This is a genomic window from Wolbachia endosymbiont of Atemnus politus (assembly GCF_013309895.1).
In genome coordinates this window covers 1-19,562 of record NZ_JAAXCS010000011.1, presented here as the reverse complement: position 1 = coordinate 19,562, position 19,562 = coordinate 1, and the positions used below count along the sequence as shown (strand labels likewise).

The 19,562-nt window shown below is 36.3% G+C and carries 16 protein-coding genes, 2 rRNA genes and 4 pseudogenes; 12 read left to right on the top strand and 10 right to left on the bottom strand.

Annotation, left to right across the window (positions count from 1 at the left end; translation table 11 throughout):
- The first annotated feature begins 163 nt into the window (after positions 1 to 163).
- The 3 genes from ccmC to HET73_RS07800 are packed head-to-tail and all read left to right on the top strand — an operon-like array spanning position 164 to position 2,192.
- Entirely contained in the window at positions 164 to 874 is a 711-nt protein-coding gene (gene ccmC / locus HET73_RS01570) for a heme ABC transporter permease CcmC (RefSeq protein WP_174132669.1), read from the top strand.
- A gap of 26 nt (positions 875 to 900) precedes the next feature.
- Positions 901 to 1,626: a GNAT family N-acetyltransferase gene (locus HET73_RS01565; RefSeq protein ID WP_174132668.1), complete on the top strand. Its 726-nt coding sequence runs from the start codon at positions 901 to 903 to the stop codon at positions 1,624 to 1,626.
- Complete coding sequence (locus tag HET73_RS07800) at positions 1,614 to 2,192, top strand: GNAT family N-acetyltransferase (protein WP_246209739.1); 579 nt, start codon at positions 1,614 to 1,616, stop codon at positions 2,190 to 2,192. Before HET73_RS01565 ends, HET73_RS07800 begins: the two co-directional genes overlap by 13 nt.
- A 98-nt stretch (positions 2,193 to 2,290) precedes the next feature.
- On the opposite strand, the pseudogene ruvX reads toward HET73_RS07800, so the two are convergent.
- The 3 genes and pseudogenes from ruvX to HET73_RS01545 form a co-directional block, all read right to left on the bottom strand.
- Positions 2,291 to 2,745: pseudogene (gene ruvX, locus HET73_RS01555) on the bottom strand (Holliday junction resolvase RuvX).
- Positions 2,746 to 4,508, bottom strand: a pseudogene (locus HET73_RS01550) (ribonucleoside-diphosphate reductase subunit alpha).
- Between the two features lie 60 nt (positions 4,509 to 4,568).
- On the bottom strand, positions 4,569 to 5,636 hold the full coding sequence (locus HET73_RS01545) for a methyltransferase (protein ID WP_174133920.1): 1,068 nt from the start codon (positions 5,634 to 5,636) through the stop codon (positions 4,569 to 4,571).
- A 346-nt stretch (positions 5,637 to 5,982) separates the two neighbouring features.
- On the opposite strand from HET73_RS01545, the gene HET73_RS01540 reads away from it, so the two are divergent.
- Both HET73_RS01540 and rrf read left to right on the top strand, forming a co-directional pair.
- A 23S ribosomal RNA gene (locus HET73_RS01540) occupies positions 5,983 to 8,772 on the top strand.
- 66 nt (positions 8,773 to 8,838) lie between these two features.
- Positions 8,839 to 8,945, top strand: a 5S ribosomal RNA gene (rrf, locus tag HET73_RS01535).
- A 73-nt stretch (positions 8,946 to 9,018) separates the two neighbouring features.
- On the opposite strand, the gene HET73_RS01530 is transcribed toward rrf, so the two are convergent.
- The 3 genes and pseudogenes from HET73_RS01530 to rpmH all read right to left on the bottom strand — a co-directional run bounded on the left by HET73_RS01530 (position 9,019) and on the right by rpmH (position 9,828).
- Entirely contained in the window at positions 9,019 to 9,270 is a 252-nt protein-coding gene (locus HET73_RS01530; RefSeq protein ID WP_174132666.1) for a hypothetical protein, read from the bottom strand.
- Positions 9,271 to 9,350: 80 nt separating this feature from the next.
- Positions 9,351 to 9,674 (bottom strand): annotated as a pseudogene (gene rnpA, locus HET73_RS07795) (ribonuclease P protein component); the annotation flags it as partial.
- 19 nt (positions 9,675 to 9,693) lie between these two features.
- Entirely contained in the window at positions 9,694 to 9,828 is a 135-nt protein-coding gene (gene rpmH / locus HET73_RS01520) for a 50S ribosomal protein L34 (RefSeq protein ID WP_174132665.1), read from the bottom strand.
- Between the two features lie 126 nt (positions 9,829 to 9,954).
- On the opposite strand from rpmH, the gene pstC reads away from it, so the two are divergent.
- The 4 genes from pstC to fsa all read left to right on the top strand — a co-directional run bounded on the left by pstC (position 9,955) and on the right by fsa (position 13,627).
- On the top strand, positions 9,955 to 11,052 hold the full coding sequence (gene pstC, locus HET73_RS01515; RefSeq protein ID WP_174132664.1) for a phosphate ABC transporter permease subunit PstC: 1,098 nt from the start codon (positions 9,955 to 9,957) through the stop codon (positions 11,050 to 11,052).
- A gap of 112 nt (positions 11,053 to 11,164) precedes the next feature.
- Complete coding sequence (atpD, locus tag HET73_RS01510; RefSeq protein ID WP_174132663.1) at positions 11,165 to 12,607, top strand: F0F1 ATP synthase subunit beta; 1,443 nt, start codon at positions 11,165 to 11,167, stop codon at positions 12,605 to 12,607.
- Positions 12,608 to 12,612: 5 nt separating this feature from the next.
- Positions 12,613 to 12,945, top strand: a complete 333-nt coding sequence (locus HET73_RS01505) for a F0F1 ATP synthase subunit epsilon (protein ID WP_174132662.1) — start codon at positions 12,613 to 12,615, stop codon at positions 12,943 to 12,945.
- 37 nt (positions 12,946 to 12,982) lie between these two features.
- On the top strand, positions 12,983 to 13,627 hold the full coding sequence (gene fsa / locus HET73_RS01500) for a fructose-6-phosphate aldolase (RefSeq protein WP_174132661.1): 645 nt from the start codon (positions 12,983 to 12,985) through the stop codon (positions 13,625 to 13,627).
- Between the two features lie 578 nt (positions 13,628 to 14,205).
- Here the strand turns inward: fsa and HET73_RS01495 are convergent.
- Genes HET73_RS01495 through HET73_RS09625 form a run of 3 tightly spaced genes read right to left on the bottom strand, consistent with a single transcriptional unit; the run spans position 14,206 to position 15,133 of the window.
- Positions 14,206 to 14,568, bottom strand: coding sequence for a hypothetical protein (locus HET73_RS01495; protein ID WP_174133919.1), 363 nt, complete (start codon positions 14,566 to 14,568; stop codon positions 14,206 to 14,208).
- Between the two features lie 38 nt (positions 14,569 to 14,606).
- On the bottom strand, positions 14,607 to 14,996 hold the full coding sequence (locus tag HET73_RS01490) for a hypothetical protein (RefSeq protein WP_174133918.1): 390 nt from the start codon (positions 14,994 to 14,996) through the stop codon (positions 14,607 to 14,609).
- A 35-nt stretch (positions 14,997 to 15,031) separates the two neighbouring features.
- Positions 15,032 to 15,133 carry an ankyrin repeat domain-containing protein gene (locus HET73_RS09625; protein WP_369333895.1) on the bottom strand — a complete coding sequence of 34 codons (102 nt, stop codon included), beginning with the start codon at positions 15,131 to 15,133 and terminating at the stop codon, positions 15,032 to 15,034.
- Positions 15,134 to 15,420: 287 nt separating this feature from the next.
- On the opposite strand from HET73_RS09625, the gene HET73_RS01480 reads away from it, so the two are divergent.
- The gene (locus HET73_RS01480) at positions 15,421 to 16,428 is read left to right on the top strand and encodes an NAD(P)/FAD-dependent oxidoreductase (protein WP_174132659.1); all 1,008 of its coding nucleotides are present in this window, start codon (positions 15,421 to 15,423) and stop codon (positions 16,426 to 16,428) included.
- 765 nt (positions 16,429 to 17,193) lie between these two features.
- On the opposite strand, the pseudogene gpmI reads toward HET73_RS01480, so the two are convergent.
- Positions 17,194 to 18,753: pseudogene (gpmI, locus tag HET73_RS01475) on the bottom strand (2,3-bisphosphoglycerate-independent phosphoglycerate mutase).
- A gap of 226 nt (positions 18,754 to 18,979) precedes the next feature.
- Between gpmI and HET73_RS01470 the strand changes: the two are divergent.
- Positions 18,980 to 19,177, top strand: coding sequence for a hypothetical protein (locus tag HET73_RS01470; protein ID WP_174133917.1), 198 nt, complete (start codon positions 18,980 to 18,982; stop codon positions 19,175 to 19,177).
- Positions 19,167 to 19,463, top strand: coding sequence for a hypothetical protein (locus HET73_RS01465; protein ID WP_174133916.1), 297 nt, complete (start codon positions 19,167 to 19,169; stop codon positions 19,461 to 19,463). Before HET73_RS01470 ends, HET73_RS01465 begins: the two co-directional genes overlap by 11 nt.
- The last annotated feature ends 99 nt before the right edge of the window (positions 19,464 to 19,562 follow it).

The following is a 19,562-nucleotide window of genomic DNA, read 5'->3' as shown; positions in this document are numbered from 1 at the left end:
TCTGTGGACAAAATTTTAGAGAAGCCATACAAGAGCCCCCAACAAAATTTAGAAAACCCATAAAAACTTCCTTGCTCTCCACTTTTTCTGGGTAAGGTCACATAGACTATTGATAAAACTCAAACTAATTGGTAAATTCTTAACACAATTATTCTCAAAACAAATGTTTTTATTAAATCCTACAAATTTCACTTCTTTTTCTAAAAAAGCACTACCTTGGCTTGGGGTTATTTGTTTCGCATATTTTTTAATTGGAATGTTCTTGGCATTATTCTTCTCCCCAGAAGATTATAAACAAGGAGAAATTGTACGAATTATGTACATTCATGTGCCTTCTGCATGGCTTGCTCTTGGAATATATGGACTCATTGCATCACTCAGTTTCATTTCATTGGTGTGGAACAATAGCGTTGCTAGTGTCTTGGCACATGCTGCTGCTCCTGCAGGGACAGTCTTTTCTGCAATATGCTTAATCACAGGCAGCATCTGGGGAAAAGGAACCTGGGGCACTTGGTGGGTATGGGATGCAAGGCTTACTTCAATGCTAATTTTATTTTTCCTATATGTTGGCTACCTTTCATTGTGGAGCGCTTTTGATAATGAAGCGAGAGCAGAAAAATCAGCAGCAGTATTTGCCATTTTTAGTGCTATAAATATTCCCATAGTAAAATTTTCTGTGAATTTATGGTCTACTCTCCATCAGCCAGCGAGCATTCTAAGAAAAGGTGGAATAGCAATAGAAAGTTCTTTGCTGTTGCCACTCATTGTAATGTTTATGTTTTATGCCACATTTTTTTTAGTAGTGTGGATACTGTATTCGCTTTACTTAATTAATTTATATAAGATAAAGAGAGAAATTAGTGTGCGGTATTAGATAGTCTTGCAATTTTATAGAAGAATATGCTAGAGAAAATTAAGCAAAATACCTTCGGTCACTTCAGATATCTGCCTGAAGCTGCAGGTTTTAATGTAAAAACAGACCAGAATCTTACGATAATTAACTGTGGACTTGGATCTTCAATGTTTAATATCGTTTGTGGTAACTGCTATACAGAAAAAGTTCAAAATATTGTAAACGAATTTGAAGGTCAGCCCTTTGCATGGTGGATAATTGAGTCAAAAATATTAAGCAGAAAATTGCTGGAGCACGGCTTCATCACCGAAACTGAAGAACGTGCTATGTTATGTGATCTAACTAATTTTGAAAGTAGCGCCAATCAACTCATCAAAATAGATCAGGTATTGAATCGAGATCGACTTGAGCATTTTATCAAAGTTCTTGAAACATATGATACAACGGCACGTAGCTTTTACGAAAAGCTCACAGAACCACTACTAAATCAACAAGAAAAATTGTTTGTTGGATATGAAAACGATATTCCCGTTGTAATTGCTATTCTTTTCATTTCTGGTGACACAGCCGGTATTTTTAGCTTGGTAACAGGGGAAAATAAAAGAGGGCTTGGGTATGGCACTGAAATGATGATCCACCTTATGGATACTGCTAGAAAAATCGGTACAAGGTATGCAACTCTCTCTGCATCAAGTGACTCAGGATATCGAATCTATGAACGCTTGGGATTTCTTACATTTGGTCAATTTGAGTGCTTTGAATGGAGGAGCTAAAGGTGAAAATTGACCACACTATATCTCCAAATAGTAAAGACATTGAATATTTGTCTAGAAAAATCAATGAGGAAACCATTGATAAAGGTACGTGTAACCCATTTGCTTTTTTTATTCGCGATGATACTGAACAAATTATTGCAGGTTGTAGCGGTTTTGTTATCTATGGTTCAATTTACACTGACTTGCTTTGGGTGCACTCTGATTATAGAAGAAAAGGTATGGGAAAGCAGCTAATGGAAGAAGTAAAAGCTATTTTTAAAAGAGATAGAGATAATGATATGCTGGACAAAATTTATAAGGTTGAAACTAGCATGACAATTGATAAAGCAATGAAAACTGGTAGCATTTGTGGTGTTATAGCTGCATTGGCAGTTGGTGTTGGATGTGGTGTTGGTACTCAATTACCAGTATTAGCTATAGTTGGCATAGCTGTAGCTGCTGCAGTAACAGTTGCATTTGTTACTTATGGTATTACGTATGCGGTGTCAAAACCAAACTCAGTGACTGATAACCCAAATGTGCACAAACTAGGTGTTGCTACTAATATAGCTGAACAAACTTAGGTTTACCGTCATCCCGCTACTTGTTAGCGGTATCTCTAGATACCGCGGCGGTGTGACGTGCTTTCTTGTGTTAGCTATAGTTGCTCATCTTAAGAAAACTATTTGATTGCATTTATCTTATCTAGCGTTCGTTGCAGAATAATACATGCGGAAATTTTATCATCTATTTTTTTCGATTTTTTGGTTGATACTCCAGTAATCTTTAATGTATGAGTTGCAATGAATGTTGACAAGCTTTCATCTTGTAAATATATACTTACCTTATATTTTTTTATCATTCTGTTTGCGAACTGGATTATGGTCTCGCACCATTCACTTCTTTGTTCATCTGTTTCCAGTGGTAGCCCTATTAGTATTAACCCAGCTTCATTTTCTTCGAATATTCTGTTTAGATTACCTAAATCTTTGTTTATATTTTTTCTGTTATACACGTTATGAGCTGCGTTTTATCACTGAATGCTATGCCTATTCGCTTTCCTCCCATGTCAAGGCACATTATGCGTTTGTCTCTTGAAATGGATTTTAGAAATTCATCAGAATTTTTATGTAGCATCTATTGACATGACAAACACTCATCATAATCGATATCTGTTTTTTGCTGCAATATTTCACTTTTTTTGAATATGTCATGTGAAACTTTGTCGGCTCTCTGCATTGATTGTGATCTGCAGTAATATAAACTTTTCAGGCCTTTTTTCCACGCAAGCATGTGTATTTTGTGCAAATAACGTTTATGTACATTGGCAGGCAGGAACAAATTTATGGAGTTCTATCACTTGCATGTTCTATAATCCATCTTTGATCAAGTTCGTACGCTGTTTTAAATGTTAATTTTTCGTGCTCGCTAAGGAAATCTAGGTGTTGTACAGAACCTTCATTTGTCGAAATTGAAGACCATACTTTATCATTGTCTTGATTTTTCTCTGCTAATAATTTTTGCAAGAATTTGTTCCGCACTACGAATGAACCTGTTAGTGACTTTTGTATAAATACATTTGCAGCATATGGTTCTATTCCAGGGGAAGTATTACCTGCAATAATGGAAATTGAAGCAGTTGGAGCAATAGCGAGCTTATGTGTAAACCTTTCCATTAGATTAATTTCTTTACCGTCAAGGCATGCTCCCTTTTCTTCTGCTAATTTTTTAGAGACCATATCTGCTTGCTTGCGTAGGTACTTGAATATTTTTTTATTCCACTGTTGTGCTATTACTGATTCAAAAGGAACCATTTTACTTTGTAAAAATGAGTGAAAGCCCATCACACCAAGACCTATACTACGTTCTCTTATTGCGGAGTATTTTGCTCGCTGTATTTCGTCAGGTGCTTTATTTATGAAATCCTCTAATACATTATCAAGAAAACGCATTATGTCTTCTATGAAGAGTGCATTATCTTTCCATTCTTCGTAGTATTCAAGATTCACTGATGATAGACAACACACAGCAGTGCGTGGTTTGTTTAGATGATCATAACCTGTGGTCAAAGTGATTTCACTGCATAGATTTGACATTTTAATGTCTAAATTGAGTTTTTTGTAAGATTCTGGCTTATTGTTATTTATTGGGTCGAGAAAAATAATGTAAGGTTCTCCAGTCTCAATTCTTGCTGTTAATATTTTAATCCATATATCACGTGCTTTAACGGTTGAGATAACTTTGTTATTGTGAGGGCTAATTAAATCCCATTCCAGGTCTTTTTCAACAGCTTGCATGAATTCATCGTTTACTATTACAGCATGATGTATATTTAATGCTTTACGATTTGGGTCACCTCCTGTTGGCTTGCGTATATCAAGAAACTCTTCTATCTCTGGATGGGATACAGGGAGATAAACTGCCGAGCTTCCTCTTCTTAAGGATCCTTGGCTGATTGCAAGCGTTAGGGCGTTTTGTACTACAATAAATGGCACAATTCCTGATGTTTTACCGCTACCTTTTACACTTTCACCAATTGAACGTAGATTTCCCCAATAACTACCTATGCCTCCTCCACGTGCGGCGAGCCAGACATTTTCATTCCATAAATCGACTATTCCCTGCAGGCTGTCTTCAGTTTCATTAAGAAAACAAGAAATGGGCAACCCTCTATTGGTGCCACCATTACTAAGTATTGGTGTTGAAGGCATGAACCACAAATTGCTCATGTAATCATAAAGACGCTGTGCGTGCTCTTTATTATCAGAGTAGTAGCTGGCAATACGTGTGAAGAGATCTTGGTAACTTTCATTTTCTATCAAATATCTGTCCGATAAAACTGCTTTTCCAAAATCGGTCAATTTAACGTTTTTTTCGTGATTGATAGTAATATTATTCATAAATTCCTCTTTATATTTCATTATATATGGACACTGTTTTGAGAAATAGTGGCCTTTAAGTTAAGCTTTTCGATTTTTTTTTGGATGCTGTAATGCGAACAAGATACCATCAACTTGACTTCCATATATCTTACAATAGCTCATATAACTTATTTGCATATTTATTTCTTTTGCAACGCATCGTACATAACTTTCTGAGTGACGAAAGTGATCTCCTCTATTTACGAAGTCAATACCTTCACCTTCCTTTCTTCTTATTAAGCATATGATTACTCCTTTTTTACTCATAGATCTTTTTGCTAGCTCCAATTCTGCTTGAAAGTCATGTAAGTAATGTAACACTTCAGCAAAAATAATGACGTCATACGAATGGTTTCTTTCTTGTTTAAGAAAATCTGTCATTTCCATGTGTATTAACTCATTGTAAACAGGTTTACCCTTTATAAAGCATCCTCTAGCAATATTTAGCATTCTATTTGAAATGTCAACTCCTGTTATGCAATTTCCAATATTGTATATTTTTAAAAAATGACCACATATTCCAGTTCCACAACCGAGATCAAGTATGTTAAGTGCAGAAGTTGCGTTGCTAAAGATTTTTGTAGTTAACATGTATATAAGCTCATGCCCTCTGTATTGTTTAGCGATTAACCAATGCTCGACAAAATACTCGCCAGTGTAATCAAAATATTGTTTTATGAGGTTCTTGGGCAATTTTGTAATGGGTGCTAAGTTTGTCATTTTTTTTATGTAGTAAGACGCTTCTTCATAATTATTGTCTAGTTTTAATGTCTTCGTTAAATAAGTGTAAGCTTTGTTAGTATTTCCCATTGCAAAATGACATCTTCCGATGTTATACCAAACTATAGGTAAATTAGAATAAAATATGCTGATTAACCAAAATCGTAACTTCGCATCTGATATATTGCCCTTATAGAAGTGGTATAAACCAATTTCAATGTTGGTGTTTAATAAATTTTTGAACTTTTCGAGAAATGATGTTGTTTTCTTATAAAGAGCGTTATATTTATTTGCAGCGAATTGTTTGGCTTTCTTAATGTTAAGCATGCTGATTAATTTACGCATAAAACTTAAAATAACATTTATAAAGGATAAATTGCCTTTCATATCTTAAGTACCCTTGGATGTTACTATCATTTTTAAATAGACTCGATTTTTAAAGCATTTTACACCATGAAATATTTTTTTCATTTATCTTTATTGTATATGACTCTGCTTTAACACTTATCTAGATTATAAGTTTTACTTACTTGGGATTACAAGTATATTATTATTTTACCAGTGTAAGTAAATATTTTGTGTAAAAAAGCGTTGACATATCACTTGTCAGTTTATAACATGTAAGAAGCTAATTTAGTTTTGAGATGTTTGACAAGTTTTATGGTAGAGATTAATTTAATCTCAATTTAATTTCAATAATATTTAACTCTGCATATTCTGCATATAGTCGAGTAAATAAGTTATTAAGAGCACTTGATGGATGCCTTGGCGTTAAGAGGCGATGAAGGACGTGGCAGGCTGCGATAAGCTGCGGGGAATTGTCAACAAATTTTGATCCGCGGATTTCCGAATGGGGAAACCCAACTAGCTTAGCTAGTTATTACATATTAAGTCAATATGTGAAGCAAACTTGGTGAACTGAAATATCTAAGTAACCAAAGGAAAAGAAATCAACTGAGATTCTGTTAGTAGTGACGAGCGAAAGCGGAAAAGGCTAGTGGTTTAAAAATAAGAATTAGAATACTCTGGAAATAGTAACCATAGAAGGTGATAGTCCTGTATAAGTAGAAAGTTTTTAAATCCTTGAGTAGAGCGGGGCACGTGAAACCCTGTTTGAATGTGGGGGGACCATTCTCCAAGCCTAAATACTCCTTAACGACCGATAGTGGACAAGTACCGTGAGGGAAAGGTGAAAAGAACCCCGGGAGGGGAGTGAAATAGAATCTGAAATCAAGTGCTTACAAACAGTTGGAGCTCTATGTTTTTTCTACGAGAGCAATCTCGTAGTAGATTTACATTAGAGTGACAGCGTACCTTTTGCATAATGGGTCAGCGAGTTAATCTATAAAGCAAGCTTAAGCCGTTAGGTGTAAGCGTAGCGAAAGCAAGTCTGAATAGGGCGTTTTAGTTTTATGGATTAGACCCGAAACCAAGTGATCTAGTCATGACCAGATTGAAGGTGTGGTAAAACACACTGGAGGATCGAACCAGTTAATGTTGCAACATTATTGGATGAGTTGTGATTAGGGGTGAAAGGCCAATCAAACTTGGAAATAGCTGGTTCTCCGCGAAATCTATTTAGGTAGAGCGTTGTATGTATGCTGTTGGGGGTAGAGCACTGGATAGACTAGGGGGACTCACCGTCTTACCAAATCTAACTAAACTCCGAATACCAATAGTTAATTATACAACAGACACACTGCGGGTGCTAAGTCCGTGGTGAAAAGGGAAACAACCCAGATCACTATCTAAGGTCCCAAAATTACAGCTAAGTGGGGAAGGAAGTAGAAAAACCATTACAGCTAGGAGGTTGGCTTGGAAGCAGCCATCCTTTAAAGAAAGCGTAACAGCTCACTTGTCTAAATAAGTTTTTCTGCGCTGAAAATGTACCGGGGCTAAAGCTGTATACCGAAGATGTGAGTGCTTATTGATTCGGTCAATAGGTGCGGTAGCGGAGCGTTCTGTAAGTCTGTGAAGGTGGTTTGTGAAAACTGCTGGAGATATCAGAAGTGAGAATGCTGACATAAGTAGCGTAAAAGAGTGTGAAAAACACTCTCACCAAAAATCTAAGGGTTCCTACGTTAAGTTAATCTGCGTAGGGTTAGTCGGTTCCTAAGGCGAGTCCGTAAAGGAGTAGTCGATGGCAATCAGGTTAATATTCCTGAACCTCTTAAGTGTGACGGGTTTCGTATTTGTATAGGTCTTATTGGATTGACCTATGCTTAAAAGAAGCTCCAGGAAATAGCACTTATATTTATGAGGCCGTACCGTAAACCGACACTGGTGGATGAGTAGAGTATACTAAGGTGTTGAAAGAATGATGTTGAAGGAACTCGGCAAATTGTACCTGTAACTTCGGGAGAAGGGTAGCCTGCTTTTAGGCAACTATGAGTAGGTGGCACAAAATAGGGAGTAGCGACTGTTTACTAAAAACACAGGACTCTGCAAACACGTAAGTGGAAGTATAGGGTCTGACGCCTGCCCGGTGCTGGAAGGTTAATAGGAGGGGTGCAAGCTCTAAATTGAAGCCCCAGTAAACGGCGGCCGTAACACTGACGGTCCTAAGGTAGCGAAATTCCTTGTCGGGTAAGTTCCGACCCGCACGAATGGCGTAACGATTTCTCCACTGTCTCCAACATCACTTCAGCGAAATTGAATTCCCCGTGCAGATGCGGGGTACCCGCGGTTAGACGAAGAGACCCCGTGCACCTTTACTATAGCTTTACATTGCTATTAAAAGTGTGATGTGCAGGATAGGTGGGAGACTTTGAAGTTATGGCGCTAGCTATAATGGAGTCAACTTTGAGATACCACCCCTTACACTTTTGATATCTAACTATGTTTCATTATCTGGAACTAGGACATTGTATGGTGGGTAGTTTGACTGGGGCGGTCGCCTCCTAAAGAGTAACGGAGGCGTGCGAAGGTAAGCTAGAGCTGGTCGGAAATCAGCTTGATAGTATAATGGCATAAGCTTGCCTGACTGCGAGGCTGACAAGCCAAGCAGAGACGAAAGTCGGTCATAGTGATCCGGTGATTCTGTATGGAAGGGTCATCGCTCAACGGATAAAAGGTACGCCGGGGATAACAGGCTGATGGTGTTCAAGAGTTCATATCGACGACACCGTTTGGCACCTCGATGTCGACTCATCACATCCTGGGGCTGGAGAAGGTCCCAAGGGTTCGGCTGTTCGCCGATTAAAGTGATACGTGAGTTGGGTTTAGAACGTCGTGAGACAGTTCGGTTTCTATCTGCCGTGGGTGAAGGAAATTTGAGAAGATCTGACTCTAGTACGAGAGGACCGAGATGGATATACCTCTGGTGTACCAGCTGTTATGCCAATAGCATCGCTGGGTGGCTATGTATAGATGGGATAATTGCTGAAAGCATATAAGCAAGAAACCCTCTTCAAAAAGATTTCCCAATTAAGGCCGTGGAAGACTACCACGTTGATAGGCTAGGTGTGGAAGCATGGTAACATGTGAAGCTAACTAGTACTAATAGCCTGATTGATTTATTTGCTTTCTATATGTGTGTATGCAGTGTTAAATATTAAGTTAAAATTGTTAAGTTAGAAATTTTTATTGACTTGGTGGCTATGGCAAAAATGAACCACCCGATCCCATCCCGAACTCGGAAGTGAAACTTTTTAGCGCTGATGGTACTTGAAAAGGGAGAGTAGGTCGCTGCCAAGTTTATAAAAATTTCTTTATTGATTATAAATAGTGAGTGTTTTTTAACTTCCTTCTTTTACTGTTATTGTTTACTTTAACCATGCTGTCTTTTTTCTCTTATGTGTCTTTGATCTTTTTTTATATCATTTAATATTGTTCCTACCTTTCCTAGTTTACTTTCTTTTAAAGGAGAATTATTAATTTCTGATAATGTTACATTACTTTCCGCCTTTTTTAATAATTCTTCTTGTTGACGGAATGCTGACCTCCAGTCTGTTCCTGTTTTTTTAGGGAGGAATAAAGATTGATACATCTCACCAAAGCCTGTGTTGTTATACTCCACCATTCACCACACCCATTAATTATTTTTAAAAATTTTACTTATGTTATCATAAATAATATAGTTGTAAATACCTTAATTGAGATTTATTTTATTTTTTTTAAGCAAATAGTTAGATCTTTCTGTAAGTTTTTATAACTTGCTTGTATAATATTTCTATGAGTGATTATTATATAGTAGTGTCCTATATTGCTTGTATTTAAGATGTTGACTTTAGCAAGTGCTCGTAATCGTCTTTTGATTTTGTTTCTTTTTGCTGCTTTTCCGACTTTTTTGCTGATAACTAGACCTGTTCTAATAGTGTAAATATACTTTTCGGGCTCTCTCTCTTTTATGGCATATAATGATATGTAGAGCCCACGATAAAAAAGACTACCAGGTGCTAGCTTATTTTTAAAAGCAAATGAAAAATCTTTTTTTTTATGCTCACTATGCGCATAATTTTTTGCATCCTAATGAGCGACGCTTATTGAGGATTTTCCTTCCAGCTCTTGTTGTCATACGTAAACGGAAGCCGTGCCTGCGTTTCCTTATCAAATTTTTTGGTTGAAATGTTCTCTTCATTGTTTTTATAAATATAATTAGTTATTTTAAATTATTTTACTTTGTTGTCAAATGGTGGTTGCATTATATATATTGAATGCTCATAAAGATTATATTCTCATAAAATAAGATTCGATATATGAGTAGATGAATTCGTTGACAGTAATCCTTTTCATACCGGTACTACTAATTCTTTTGTTTTGCTTTAGTAAGTTTCGACAAGTAGATAAGGTTAAATCCTATTTATATCTTAGTTGTATATGGATATTAACTTGGTCATTAATACTCTGTGACAATTATTTGGTAACTTCTATTGCTATATCATTACTTTTTTTCATGTTTGCTTTTATCTTTAGAAGCAAAAGGAATAAGATAATCAAATTTTTATTATTTGTGGCTCTGGCCATGTCGTTTTTTATCACTTTATTTATAATGTTATCTATTCTTACTCAATCTGTTAATTTTTTTAAAGAAGTGACTATTTCGGAATTCTTGTTCTGCTTAAAGTGGAGCCATAATGTAGTAACGATTGGTGAAGAGAAGATAGGATGTTTCGGCATAACTCCACTTTTGGCTGGCACATTAGTTATAACTATTGTAGCAATGCTGGTTGCTGTTCCGCTTGGTTTATTTTCTGCAATATATATTAGTGAATATGCGAGTGGGAAAGTGCGTTACATTGTTAACACAACCTTGCAAGTTTTATCTGCTGTTCCTACAGTTGTATATGGGTATTTCTCGGTTGTGTTTTTATCTTCCTCTGTGAAAAGGATAGCGAGTTTTTTTGGTTTAAATATACACTCAGAGAGTGCTTTGGTTGCTGGTTTATCGATTGGAATAATGATTCTTCCTTTTATTATTTCTTTATTAGAGGATGCAATCAGGTCTGTTCCAAAGAGCCTGCGTTATGGCTTTATGGCATTGGGGGCAACTCCGGCGGAAACTATATGGCACATAACAATACCTTATGCAATGCCTACAATTTTAAGTGCAATTTTATTGTCAGTTTCGAGAGTGATAGGTGAAACAATGATCGTGCTGATGGCTGTGGGAATCAACTCAAACTTAACTTTCAATCCTCTCAATTCAGTCACTACTATTACTGTACAGATTGCTACACTACTTACTGGGGATCAGGATTTCAATAGTGTGCAAACACTAGCTGCTTATGCGCTTAGTTTAGTGCTGTTTATTATTACTTGGCTGTTGAATGCATTTGCATTGTTTATAATAAAGCGTAATTAGTGAACGTTTTAATGTTGCAAAATTTCTATTAATAATATAAGATTTATTTTCTTTAGGAGTTCTTTGGGAACTTTTTTATAAAATTGTAGTGTTGGGTGATAAAAGTAAAAAGATGAATGTAGGTAGAACGGTTAAGGTAACTCAAGCGGTTATTGATTTAAAATTTGAAGGCGAAGTACCTAAAATATTTAATGCTTTGAAAAGTAAACTAAAATATAAGGGCAAGGAGCTGGTTTTAGAAGTTTCACAGCATATAGGTGACAGTATAGTCCGTTGTATTGCAATGGATAGCACAGATGGTGTATCAAGAAATGATGAGTTTGTTGATACAGGTGCGCCAATATCAGTTCCAGTTGGACGTTCAACTTTAGGGAGAATCTTTAATGTTGTAGGAGAGCTTATAGATGAGTGTGGTCCGCTGAAAGGAAAGCATGATTTAGAACCTATACACAGAGCGCCTCCAAGTTTTACTGAGCAGAGGATACAGGAAGAAGTTTTAGTTACGGGAATAAAGGTTATAGATCTTCTTGCACCTTACCTTAAAGGAGGAAAAATTGGTTTATTTGGTGGAGCTGGTGTTGGTAAAACAGTTCTGATAATGGAATTAATTAACAATATAGCAAAAGCTCATAAAGGATTTTCCGTGTTTGCCGGAGTAGGAGAGAGAACGCGTGAAGGTAATGACCTTTATCACGAGATGATCACTTCAAATGTAATAGATATAAATGAGCATGAAAAATCTCAAGCTGTTTTGGTTTATGGTCAGATGAATGAGCCTCCCGGGGCAAGGGCTAGGGTTGCTTTAACAGCTTTGACTATGGCAGAGTATTTTCGTGATCGTGAAAATCAAGATGTTTTATTTTTTGTGGATAATATCTTCCGTTTTACTCAAGCTGGTTCTGAAGTTTCTGCTTTACTTGGAAGGATACCTTCAGCTGTTGGTTATCAGCCAACCCTTGCAACCGATATGGGTGCAATGCAAGAGAGAATAGCTTCAACTACTTCAGGTTCCATTACTTCTGTGCAAGCTATATATGTTCCTGCGGATGATTTGACTGATCCAGCTCCAGCAATTACGTTTTCTCACCTTGATGCAACTACAGTACTGTCAAGGCAAATAGCTGAAATGGGAATATATCCTGCTGTTGATCCACTTGATTCAACTTCTCAGTCTTTGTCTGCTGAAATCATTGGTGAAGAGCATTATAAGGTGGCTTCTGAGGTAAAACGTATACTGCAAACTTATAAGTCACTACAAGATATTATTGCTATACTTGGTATGGATGAACTGTCTGATGAAGATAAAATTATTGTTGATAGGGCTCGTAAAATTCAGAAGTTTCTTTCTCAACCTTTTCACATTGCGGAGATATTTACTGGCATGCTTGGTAAATTTGTTTCACTTTCCGATACTGTTTCTAGCTTTAAAGGGATTGTTGAAGGCAAGTATGATCACTTGCCAGAGGCTGCCTTTTATATGGTGGGGAATATAGACGAAGCAATGCAAAAGGCTGAATTAATAGAGGCTGAAACTAAAGTTGGAGCTAAAAATTAAAGATTATGAATACCTTCAAAGTGCAATTTTTTTCTCCTGATAATCAAATTTCATTCAGTAGAGTAGTTTCTCTTTCAATGAATGGGCTAGAAGGTGAACTTATGATTTTAGCTCACCATTCTCCTTATTTAATTTATTTATTGCCTGGTATAATTACTGTTAAAATGAGTAATCAAAAAAAAGAAAAAGTTGTGGTTGATAATGGTGTGTTGGAAGTTGCAGATAACAATTGTAGCATTATGACGAACCAAGTTCAGATTTTTGATCATGTGATTCATGATGAGGAATCGGTGAAGAGCAAAAGGATAAACATGCAGTTGAATTATCTCAGTCAGTAAGTTTTTATCGTACGTTGTTTGTTAATGGAGGAATAGTATGGAAATTTTTCTTGATAGCGTTGATTTAAATGAAATTAAAGAACTAAAAGAGTTCATTGATGGCATAACAACCAATCCTTCTTTAATAGCAAAATCCGGACGTAAAGATAAATACGAAGATTTAATAGGTGAAATATGTTCTATTATAAAGGGGCCTGTTAGTGTTGAAGTTGTTGCAGGTAACCATGAAGATATGGTTAAGGAAGGCCTTAAGTTAGCGAAAATCGCTGACAATATCGTAATCAAATTACCTCTTATGCATGAAGGATTAATTTCTTGTAAAAAGTTGTGGACAGAACATAAAATACCTGTTAACATTACATTATGTTTTTCTCCTGGACAAGCACTGCTTGCCGCTAAGGCCGGTGCTTGTTTTATTTCTCCCTTCGTTGGTCGTCTTGATGATATAAGCTATGATGGCTTATCACTAATAGAAGATATATGCACTATATATTCTAATTACGACTTTGATACGAAAGTTCTCGTTGCATCAGTGAGAAGCCCAGCGCATGTGATAGAAGCTGCAAGGCTTGGTGCTGATTCAATTACTGTACCAGCAAAAGTACTTAGACAATTACTTAATCATCCACTTACCGATCAGGGACTTGCAATATTTGAAAAAGACTGGAGTGCAAAACAATAACAGGGATTTGCTAAAATTAGCCATTTTACGACAAAGGCGCCATCTGACATAACGATATCAAAATTGTAGACATGATGAACCTCCTATAAACAGCTAAAATGCAACGACAGAAATGCATGTGCACCTGCATACGCTGAAGAGTACACTTTTTACTGAATTTAGTGGAAAAGCTTGCAAGCGAAGATAGACTTTGGACCCTAAAACACCTTATAGTAGAACTGTAAAAATGTGTCAAGCAATTTTTTTTTGTAGCCCCGTTTCTATAGCTTTAAAAAAATCTGGATTCCAGCATAATGCGCTAGAATCCAGAAAAAGAAACAAGCTACCTAGACGGCAGAGCTTCAAGAAAGGACGTTACTTCTATTTAGGACTTTTTTTGTAGCACCTGAGGACACTTTAGAGCTTGGATTATTAGACTCAAGTCAGAATTATACCTTCCATTGAAACTAGAAGACGTTTTATTTTCAAACATCTTTGTCAATTCCTGCACATGGTTACGGGTTTGTTTTCCTTGTCCAGAATCATGTCTTCCACTACAGTAGAAGGTGTGTTGTTTTCAAACATCTTCCTCCTTTCTGTTATGCTATTTGCTGCTTGATTGGAACCAAGCCAGGATCGTACGCTTTGTTGAAGTTAGAATTGGATATTTTATTTTCAGGCCTCTTTTGTGCAAGAGAAGCCTGAGGTCTTGTTTGTAGATTAGCGGGCTTTGACGCTATCGATGGCTTTCCTGTATTTTGCTGGTGGTTTGGCAAAGCTGCAATTTTGGACTTTTGTTGGCCTACATCATTACCAGATCTGTAACCACTTTCAGGAGTTCTGCTTCCTTTTTCATCATCTGATTGAGGGTTTGAAAGCGTCTGACATTCACTTTCATCATTATCCCAACTGGACCAAATGTTGTCACTGTTAATATTTGATACACTACCACTACGACTCATATTACTACTGAATGCTTCTTTATTAACACGTAATTCATCTACCTCTTCGTAAATATGCTCTGAAATGTAATCATTACTGTTATCATACCTGAAATACCGTACTCTGGAGTATCGTAAATATGCTCTAGATTGTTATTATAACCACAATTTTCATACCTTACATACTTCTCTCCTCGTTCCGCATTTTTATCTGAGATTAAACTTAAAGTCTCTTCTATCTTTTCACACAAAGGTACATATTCATTCTTATTTTTCTGATCTTCTATGATACCTAGTAAGTAATTATAATCTGCCCTATCAAGTTTTGCTCCTGATTTTAGTAAGGAGCCGATAATCAACAAGTCATCTCCATGGGAAAACCTTCTATTAAAATATTTAGCTACAGATAGATTCTGATTGTTATCAACTCTTGATGCAAAATTTCCCATTACAAACACCAATGGAGTTTGTCCATATTGATTTTTTAAATCGACATCAATATTATGTTTGATAAAAAACTTACTAATCCGTAATTAGAATTTCTTGCAGCATAGTGTAATACAGTGTTGCCTTCTTTATCGTGTATTTGTCCTATATCGAGTGAATTGGATAGTTTTTAAGTAGATTAAGCGACTGTTTTACAACACTTGCTTTATTGTTTGCCGTGGCTTTAATTATTAAATCGTTTTTAATACTCATAATATTTACCTCACTATTAAAATTAATATATTATTATAATTACATAAAAATTTATTTTCTCTTAATCTGCGATTTTGCCCGATTCTTACAACTGTATCCTTTTGTTGTTTCATAAATTGACCTTATTAACAAAGCCAACTAATATCTAAATAAGTTGTTACCTAAATGGAGAACATGGAAACTGACATAGTAATAATAGGTGCAGGACCTGTTGGAATATTTACTGCTTTTCAAGCGGGAATGCTTGATATGAGATGTCATATAATAGATATTTTAGATCAAGCAGGAGGGCAATGTGCTGCTCTTTATCCAGAAAAACCAATATATGATATACCTGGTTATCCTGTAATTACTGCTCAAAGATTAATTGAACAGCTGATGGAGCAAGCTTTGCCATTTGAGCCTGTTTATCATTTAAGTCAAAGGGTGGAAAAAATTTCAAATAACGATAATCAAAGTTTTACTGTAATAACGAATACAGGTACAGAGGTAAAATGCAAAGCTGTTATCATTGCTGCAGGCAATGGAGTGTTTGAACCCAACCGCCCGCCCCTTAGTGGTATATTAGAATATGAAAATAAATCCATATTTTATAGCATAAATAAAATTTCTGATTTTCAGGATAAAACTATAGTCATTGCAGGGGGAGGGGATTCTGCAGCTGATTGGACTATAGAACTTTCTAAAGTGGCAAAGAAAATTTATGTGATACATCGAAGAAAAGAATTTCGTTGCGCTCCCGAAATGAGAAATAAGTTAGAATCACTTGAAAGCAATGGAAAAATAGAGCTTGTAGTGCCATATCAATTACACGAGCTAGCTGGAAATAATGGGCAGTTGAATGCGGTAATAGTAAAAAACATTGCTTCTAAGGAAGAAAAAGAAATAACCACTGATTTTTTATTGCCATTTTTTGGCCTGTCAATGAATTTGGGGCCAATAAACAATTGGGATATACAGTTAGAACATAGCCGCATAGTTGTTGACCAGGCTACACTCAGAACCAGTAGAGATAGGATATATGCAATTGGAGATATAGCTACTTATTTGGGCAAACTAAAGTTGATACTAAATGGTTTTGCCGAAAGCGCTATGGCTTGTTACGATATATACAAAGTAATTCACAATTCTCCGGTTAATTTTCAATATTCAACTTCAAAGGGAATCCATGGGAAAGCATAGGCATCTGTTTTTGCAGGTTCAGATATAAGGGTCGTCTAGGTAGACTCCTCTTCCTATCATTCAGGTAGTCCCTATGGTGTCATCCCAGCGCGTGACGCTGGGATCTAATTTTTTATGCAAAATTATTATATTTATATACTTGCAAATAGATACAATTTGAAATAATTTACATTATGAAGTTACGAACCAGTGTCAAGCACTGGAATGACATCATAAGAGTGCTGCCTTTCTACCCAGTTTCATAATTGCAACTAATCTAAACATTAAGAAATTTACTAAATCGAAAAAAAGGCAAAAGAATCCCCGTGGTGGTTGGCTATTTTCTATGTACCTCAAATATCGGCGTTTTTATCCTAAACGCTAGGGTTTATCTGCTTTTATGCAACTAATCTAACGTTAAGAAATTTACTAAAGCAGGAAAAAAGGCAAAAGAAACCCTATGGTAGCTAGTCATTCACGTTCTCCTTGTCAATTTGACGTTTTCTACTGTCTTAAACGACTTATAAGCGCGTTTCAGCTTATATAGGTAAAAACCCAGAAAATTTACAAAGACATAAGGTGCACATAGTGCAAAAAATTAAACATGATACGCCAAATACCCTAAGTTTTTTGTCGTTAACCTGCACAGATTGCGAAGATAAATCAATAGCTTCATTGTCATTATAAAAGGGTTGGTGAGGGTTGTCAAGGAGTTTCTTTTTTTGTCTAACAGAAGTTTGTTATGCAAGAAGTCTATTGAGCTAACGCTTACGGAGTTAGTTTAAGTTAAATGTTATCCCAGCTAGGATAACAAAGGGTAATACAAGAAATTACACAATCAATGAACCACCTGTCATTTCGTCTGGTTTTTTAATTCCAAGTAGCTGTAAAATAGTAGGAGCGATATCGGATAATCGTCCATCTTTCAGCTTTATGTCGTTGCAAGAATCAGAGCATACAACGAATGGAACTTTATTTAAAGTGTGTGCTGTGTGAGGTGTGTTATTTTCTTCATCAAACACACACTCAACATTGCCGTGATCTGCAGTAACAATGAGCGCAGTGTTACCTACTTCTTTAACAGCATTGAGCACTTTTGCAAGGCAATCGTCTGCAGCTAGCACAGCCTTCTGGGCTGCTTTCATGTTGCCTGTATGTCCCACCATATCAGGGTTAGCGTAATTTACAACTACTAGCGCAAATTCTTGGGAATAAATTTTTTTTACAAGCTTTTCTGTGAGTTCAAAGGCTGACATTTCGGGCTGCAAATCATAAGTTTTAACTTTTGGTGAAGGGATGAGAATTCTTTCTTCACCAGGGAAAAGTTCTTCTTTGCCACAATTGAAGAAGAAAGTCACATGAGCGTATTTTTCAGTTTCGGCAATACGTAATTGTCGTAATTTATTGTCTTCTATTACCTGTCCTAAAGTGTTAGCAAAAGATTCATGAGGAAAAATATAAGGGATCTGAAGATCTTCTTTATACTTCATCATACTTAAAATTGAAGAGAATTTTGCTACTTCGATGTAATCCGTTTTACCGAGCAAATTACTTGCCAATTGTATCATTCGTTCAGAACGGAAATTATCCAATGACATTCCATCTTCTCGCTTTATACTTTGATTATCACCTATTACTGCAGGTCTGATAAATTCATCAGTTATGTTGTCTTGATGATTATTATTATCAATTAATGAAACCGCACTGTCATGACGTGGTGCCTTTGCAAATGCGATAGTTTCATAAGCTTCAATTGTTCTCTCCCACATACTGTCACGGCCCATAGCGTGGTAATGTTAAGAGACAGTAGCAACCCTTACACCCCCGTTGCCTTTTATACTCTCTTCAAATTATTGAATGCATTTTTTCCCGAATTTTTCAACATGTCTCTGTCATCTAAAAATGCATGAATTATCACTTTGATACCGCATTGTGATATTTTATTTGCTAAAGTTAAAATATGTTTTTGATACGAATGAACACCACCATCTGACATCAACCCCATTATATGGCACACGCCATTCTTAAAATTTAGACTGCCAATAAAGTTTTGTAGATTTCCATTACTTCCGATTGTTTCTATTTCTTGATTAATATGTTGAAGGCTGTGCATTACTACTTTACCACTGCCAATGTTGATATGGCCAACTTCTGAATTACCTATCTGACTGTAGTCAGATGGTCAGAATCCAACATCGGTTCCACAGGCAGATAAACTGTACTTTGGATAATTATAGCTAATATTTTGACAAAAGGGTGGTGTTTCATTGCTAATAGTATTACATTTCCTAACCTTCCATCTCTCCAGTCATCTAGTATGCATAATACAACTGATTTAAGGTTCATATAAATTCATTTCATTCATACTTGAATTCTACAAAGATAAGGTTCTCCAATAGTATCAGAAACACACTCTACTCACAACATCTATATTCTGTAAGATGTATGGTACCAGAATGTGATGGTAATTAAAAAGAATTCGGAAGCACTGTTTACATATATAGCTTAATACACAAGGTAGAGAAAGAGAAGAAGACGTTTTAGTGCGCCAAGAGAAGCGTTTAGAACACAGTTGGTGAAAATCCAACCTAGGCAAAGTCTAGCCAACAGCCTAGAACAGACCATTATGCTACGTAAGGTAACGAGCGTAGCAAAGCTAATGGAACGGACAATACAGGGTGCAACGAAAGTGAAGGTATTGAGTCCCGAAAACCTCAACATCATGGAGGTCGACATTTTTCATGCTAGTGGAAGACAGCATGAAGGATAACGATAAGGCAAGTTATCACTCACTCTATCGGGATCTTAGGCCGTATCATGTATTGAGATGGATTCTAAATGAACTTGGGAGATCCTTTGTGTTCCTATTAAGGTACGTGAGAACAAGTCAACAAAGACGAGAACTGACGAAAGATACAAAGGAAGTCGGACTGATTGATAGTACTCAGAGTGTGGGAAAGCCACATACAAGGGGAAGCGATCAGCAATATAGCAACTGGAATAGGGATTGCAATACCAATACAACAGAGGTTGGAGGAATATGCAAAGAAAACTAAACCAGATAGCGATAAGAGCGAAGCAAGATAAACGAGTGAAATTTACATCACTAGTTCATCTGATAAACGCAGAAAATCTCGCCTTATGTTATAAACACT

Excerpts from the sequence above, each read along its gene's own strand:
- HET73_RS01545 (WP_174133920.1), bottom strand. The coding sequence starts at position 5,636 with ATGAAAGGCAATTTATCCTTTATAAATGTTATTTTAAGTTTTATGCGT.
- HET73_RS07800 (WP_246209739.1), top strand. The coding sequence starts at position 1,614 with ATGGAGGAGCTAAAGGTGAAAATTGACCACACTATATCTCCAAATAGT.
- HET73_RS01495 (WP_174133919.1), bottom strand. The coding sequence starts at position 14,568 with ATGAGTCGTAGTGGTAGTGTATCAAATATTAACAGTGACAACATTTGG.
- rpmH (WP_174132665.1), bottom strand. The coding sequence starts at position 9,828 with ATGAAGAGAACATTTCAACCAAAAAATTTGATAAGGAAACGCAGGCAC.
- HET73_RS01530 (WP_174132666.1), bottom strand. The coding sequence starts at position 9,270 with ATGGTGGAGTATAACAACACAGGCTTTGGTGAGATGTATCAATCTTTA.
- HET73_RS01465 (WP_174133916.1), top strand. The coding sequence starts at position 19,167 with ATGAAGGATAACGATAAGGCAAGTTATCACTCACTCTATCGGGATCTT.
- HET73_RS01480 (WP_174132659.1), top strand. The coding sequence starts at position 15,421 with ATGGAAACTGACATAGTAATAATAGGTGCAGGACCTGTTGGAATATTT.
- HET73_RS01490 (WP_174133918.1), bottom strand. The coding sequence starts at position 14,996 with ATGGGAAATTTTGCATCAAGAGTTGATAACAATCAGAATCTATCTGTA.
- atpD (WP_174132663.1), top strand. The coding sequence starts at position 11,165 with ATGAATGTAGGTAGAACGGTTAAGGTAACTCAAGCGGTTATTGATTTA.
- pstC (WP_174132664.1), top strand. The coding sequence starts at position 9,955 with ATGAATTCGTTGACAGTAATCCTTTTCATACCGGTACTACTAATTCTT.
- HET73_RS01565 (WP_174132668.1), top strand. The coding sequence starts at position 901 with ATGCTAGAGAAAATTAAGCAAAATACCTTCGGTCACTTCAGATATCTG.
- ccmC (WP_174132669.1), top strand. The coding sequence starts at position 164 with ATGTTTTTATTAAATCCTACAAATTTCACTTCTTTTTCTAAAAAAGCA.
- fsa (WP_174132661.1), top strand. The coding sequence starts at position 12,983 with ATGGAAATTTTTCTTGATAGCGTTGATTTAAATGAAATTAAAGAACTA.
- HET73_RS01505 (WP_174132662.1), top strand. The coding sequence starts at position 12,613 with ATGAATACCTTCAAAGTGCAATTTTTTTCTCCTGATAATCAAATTTCA.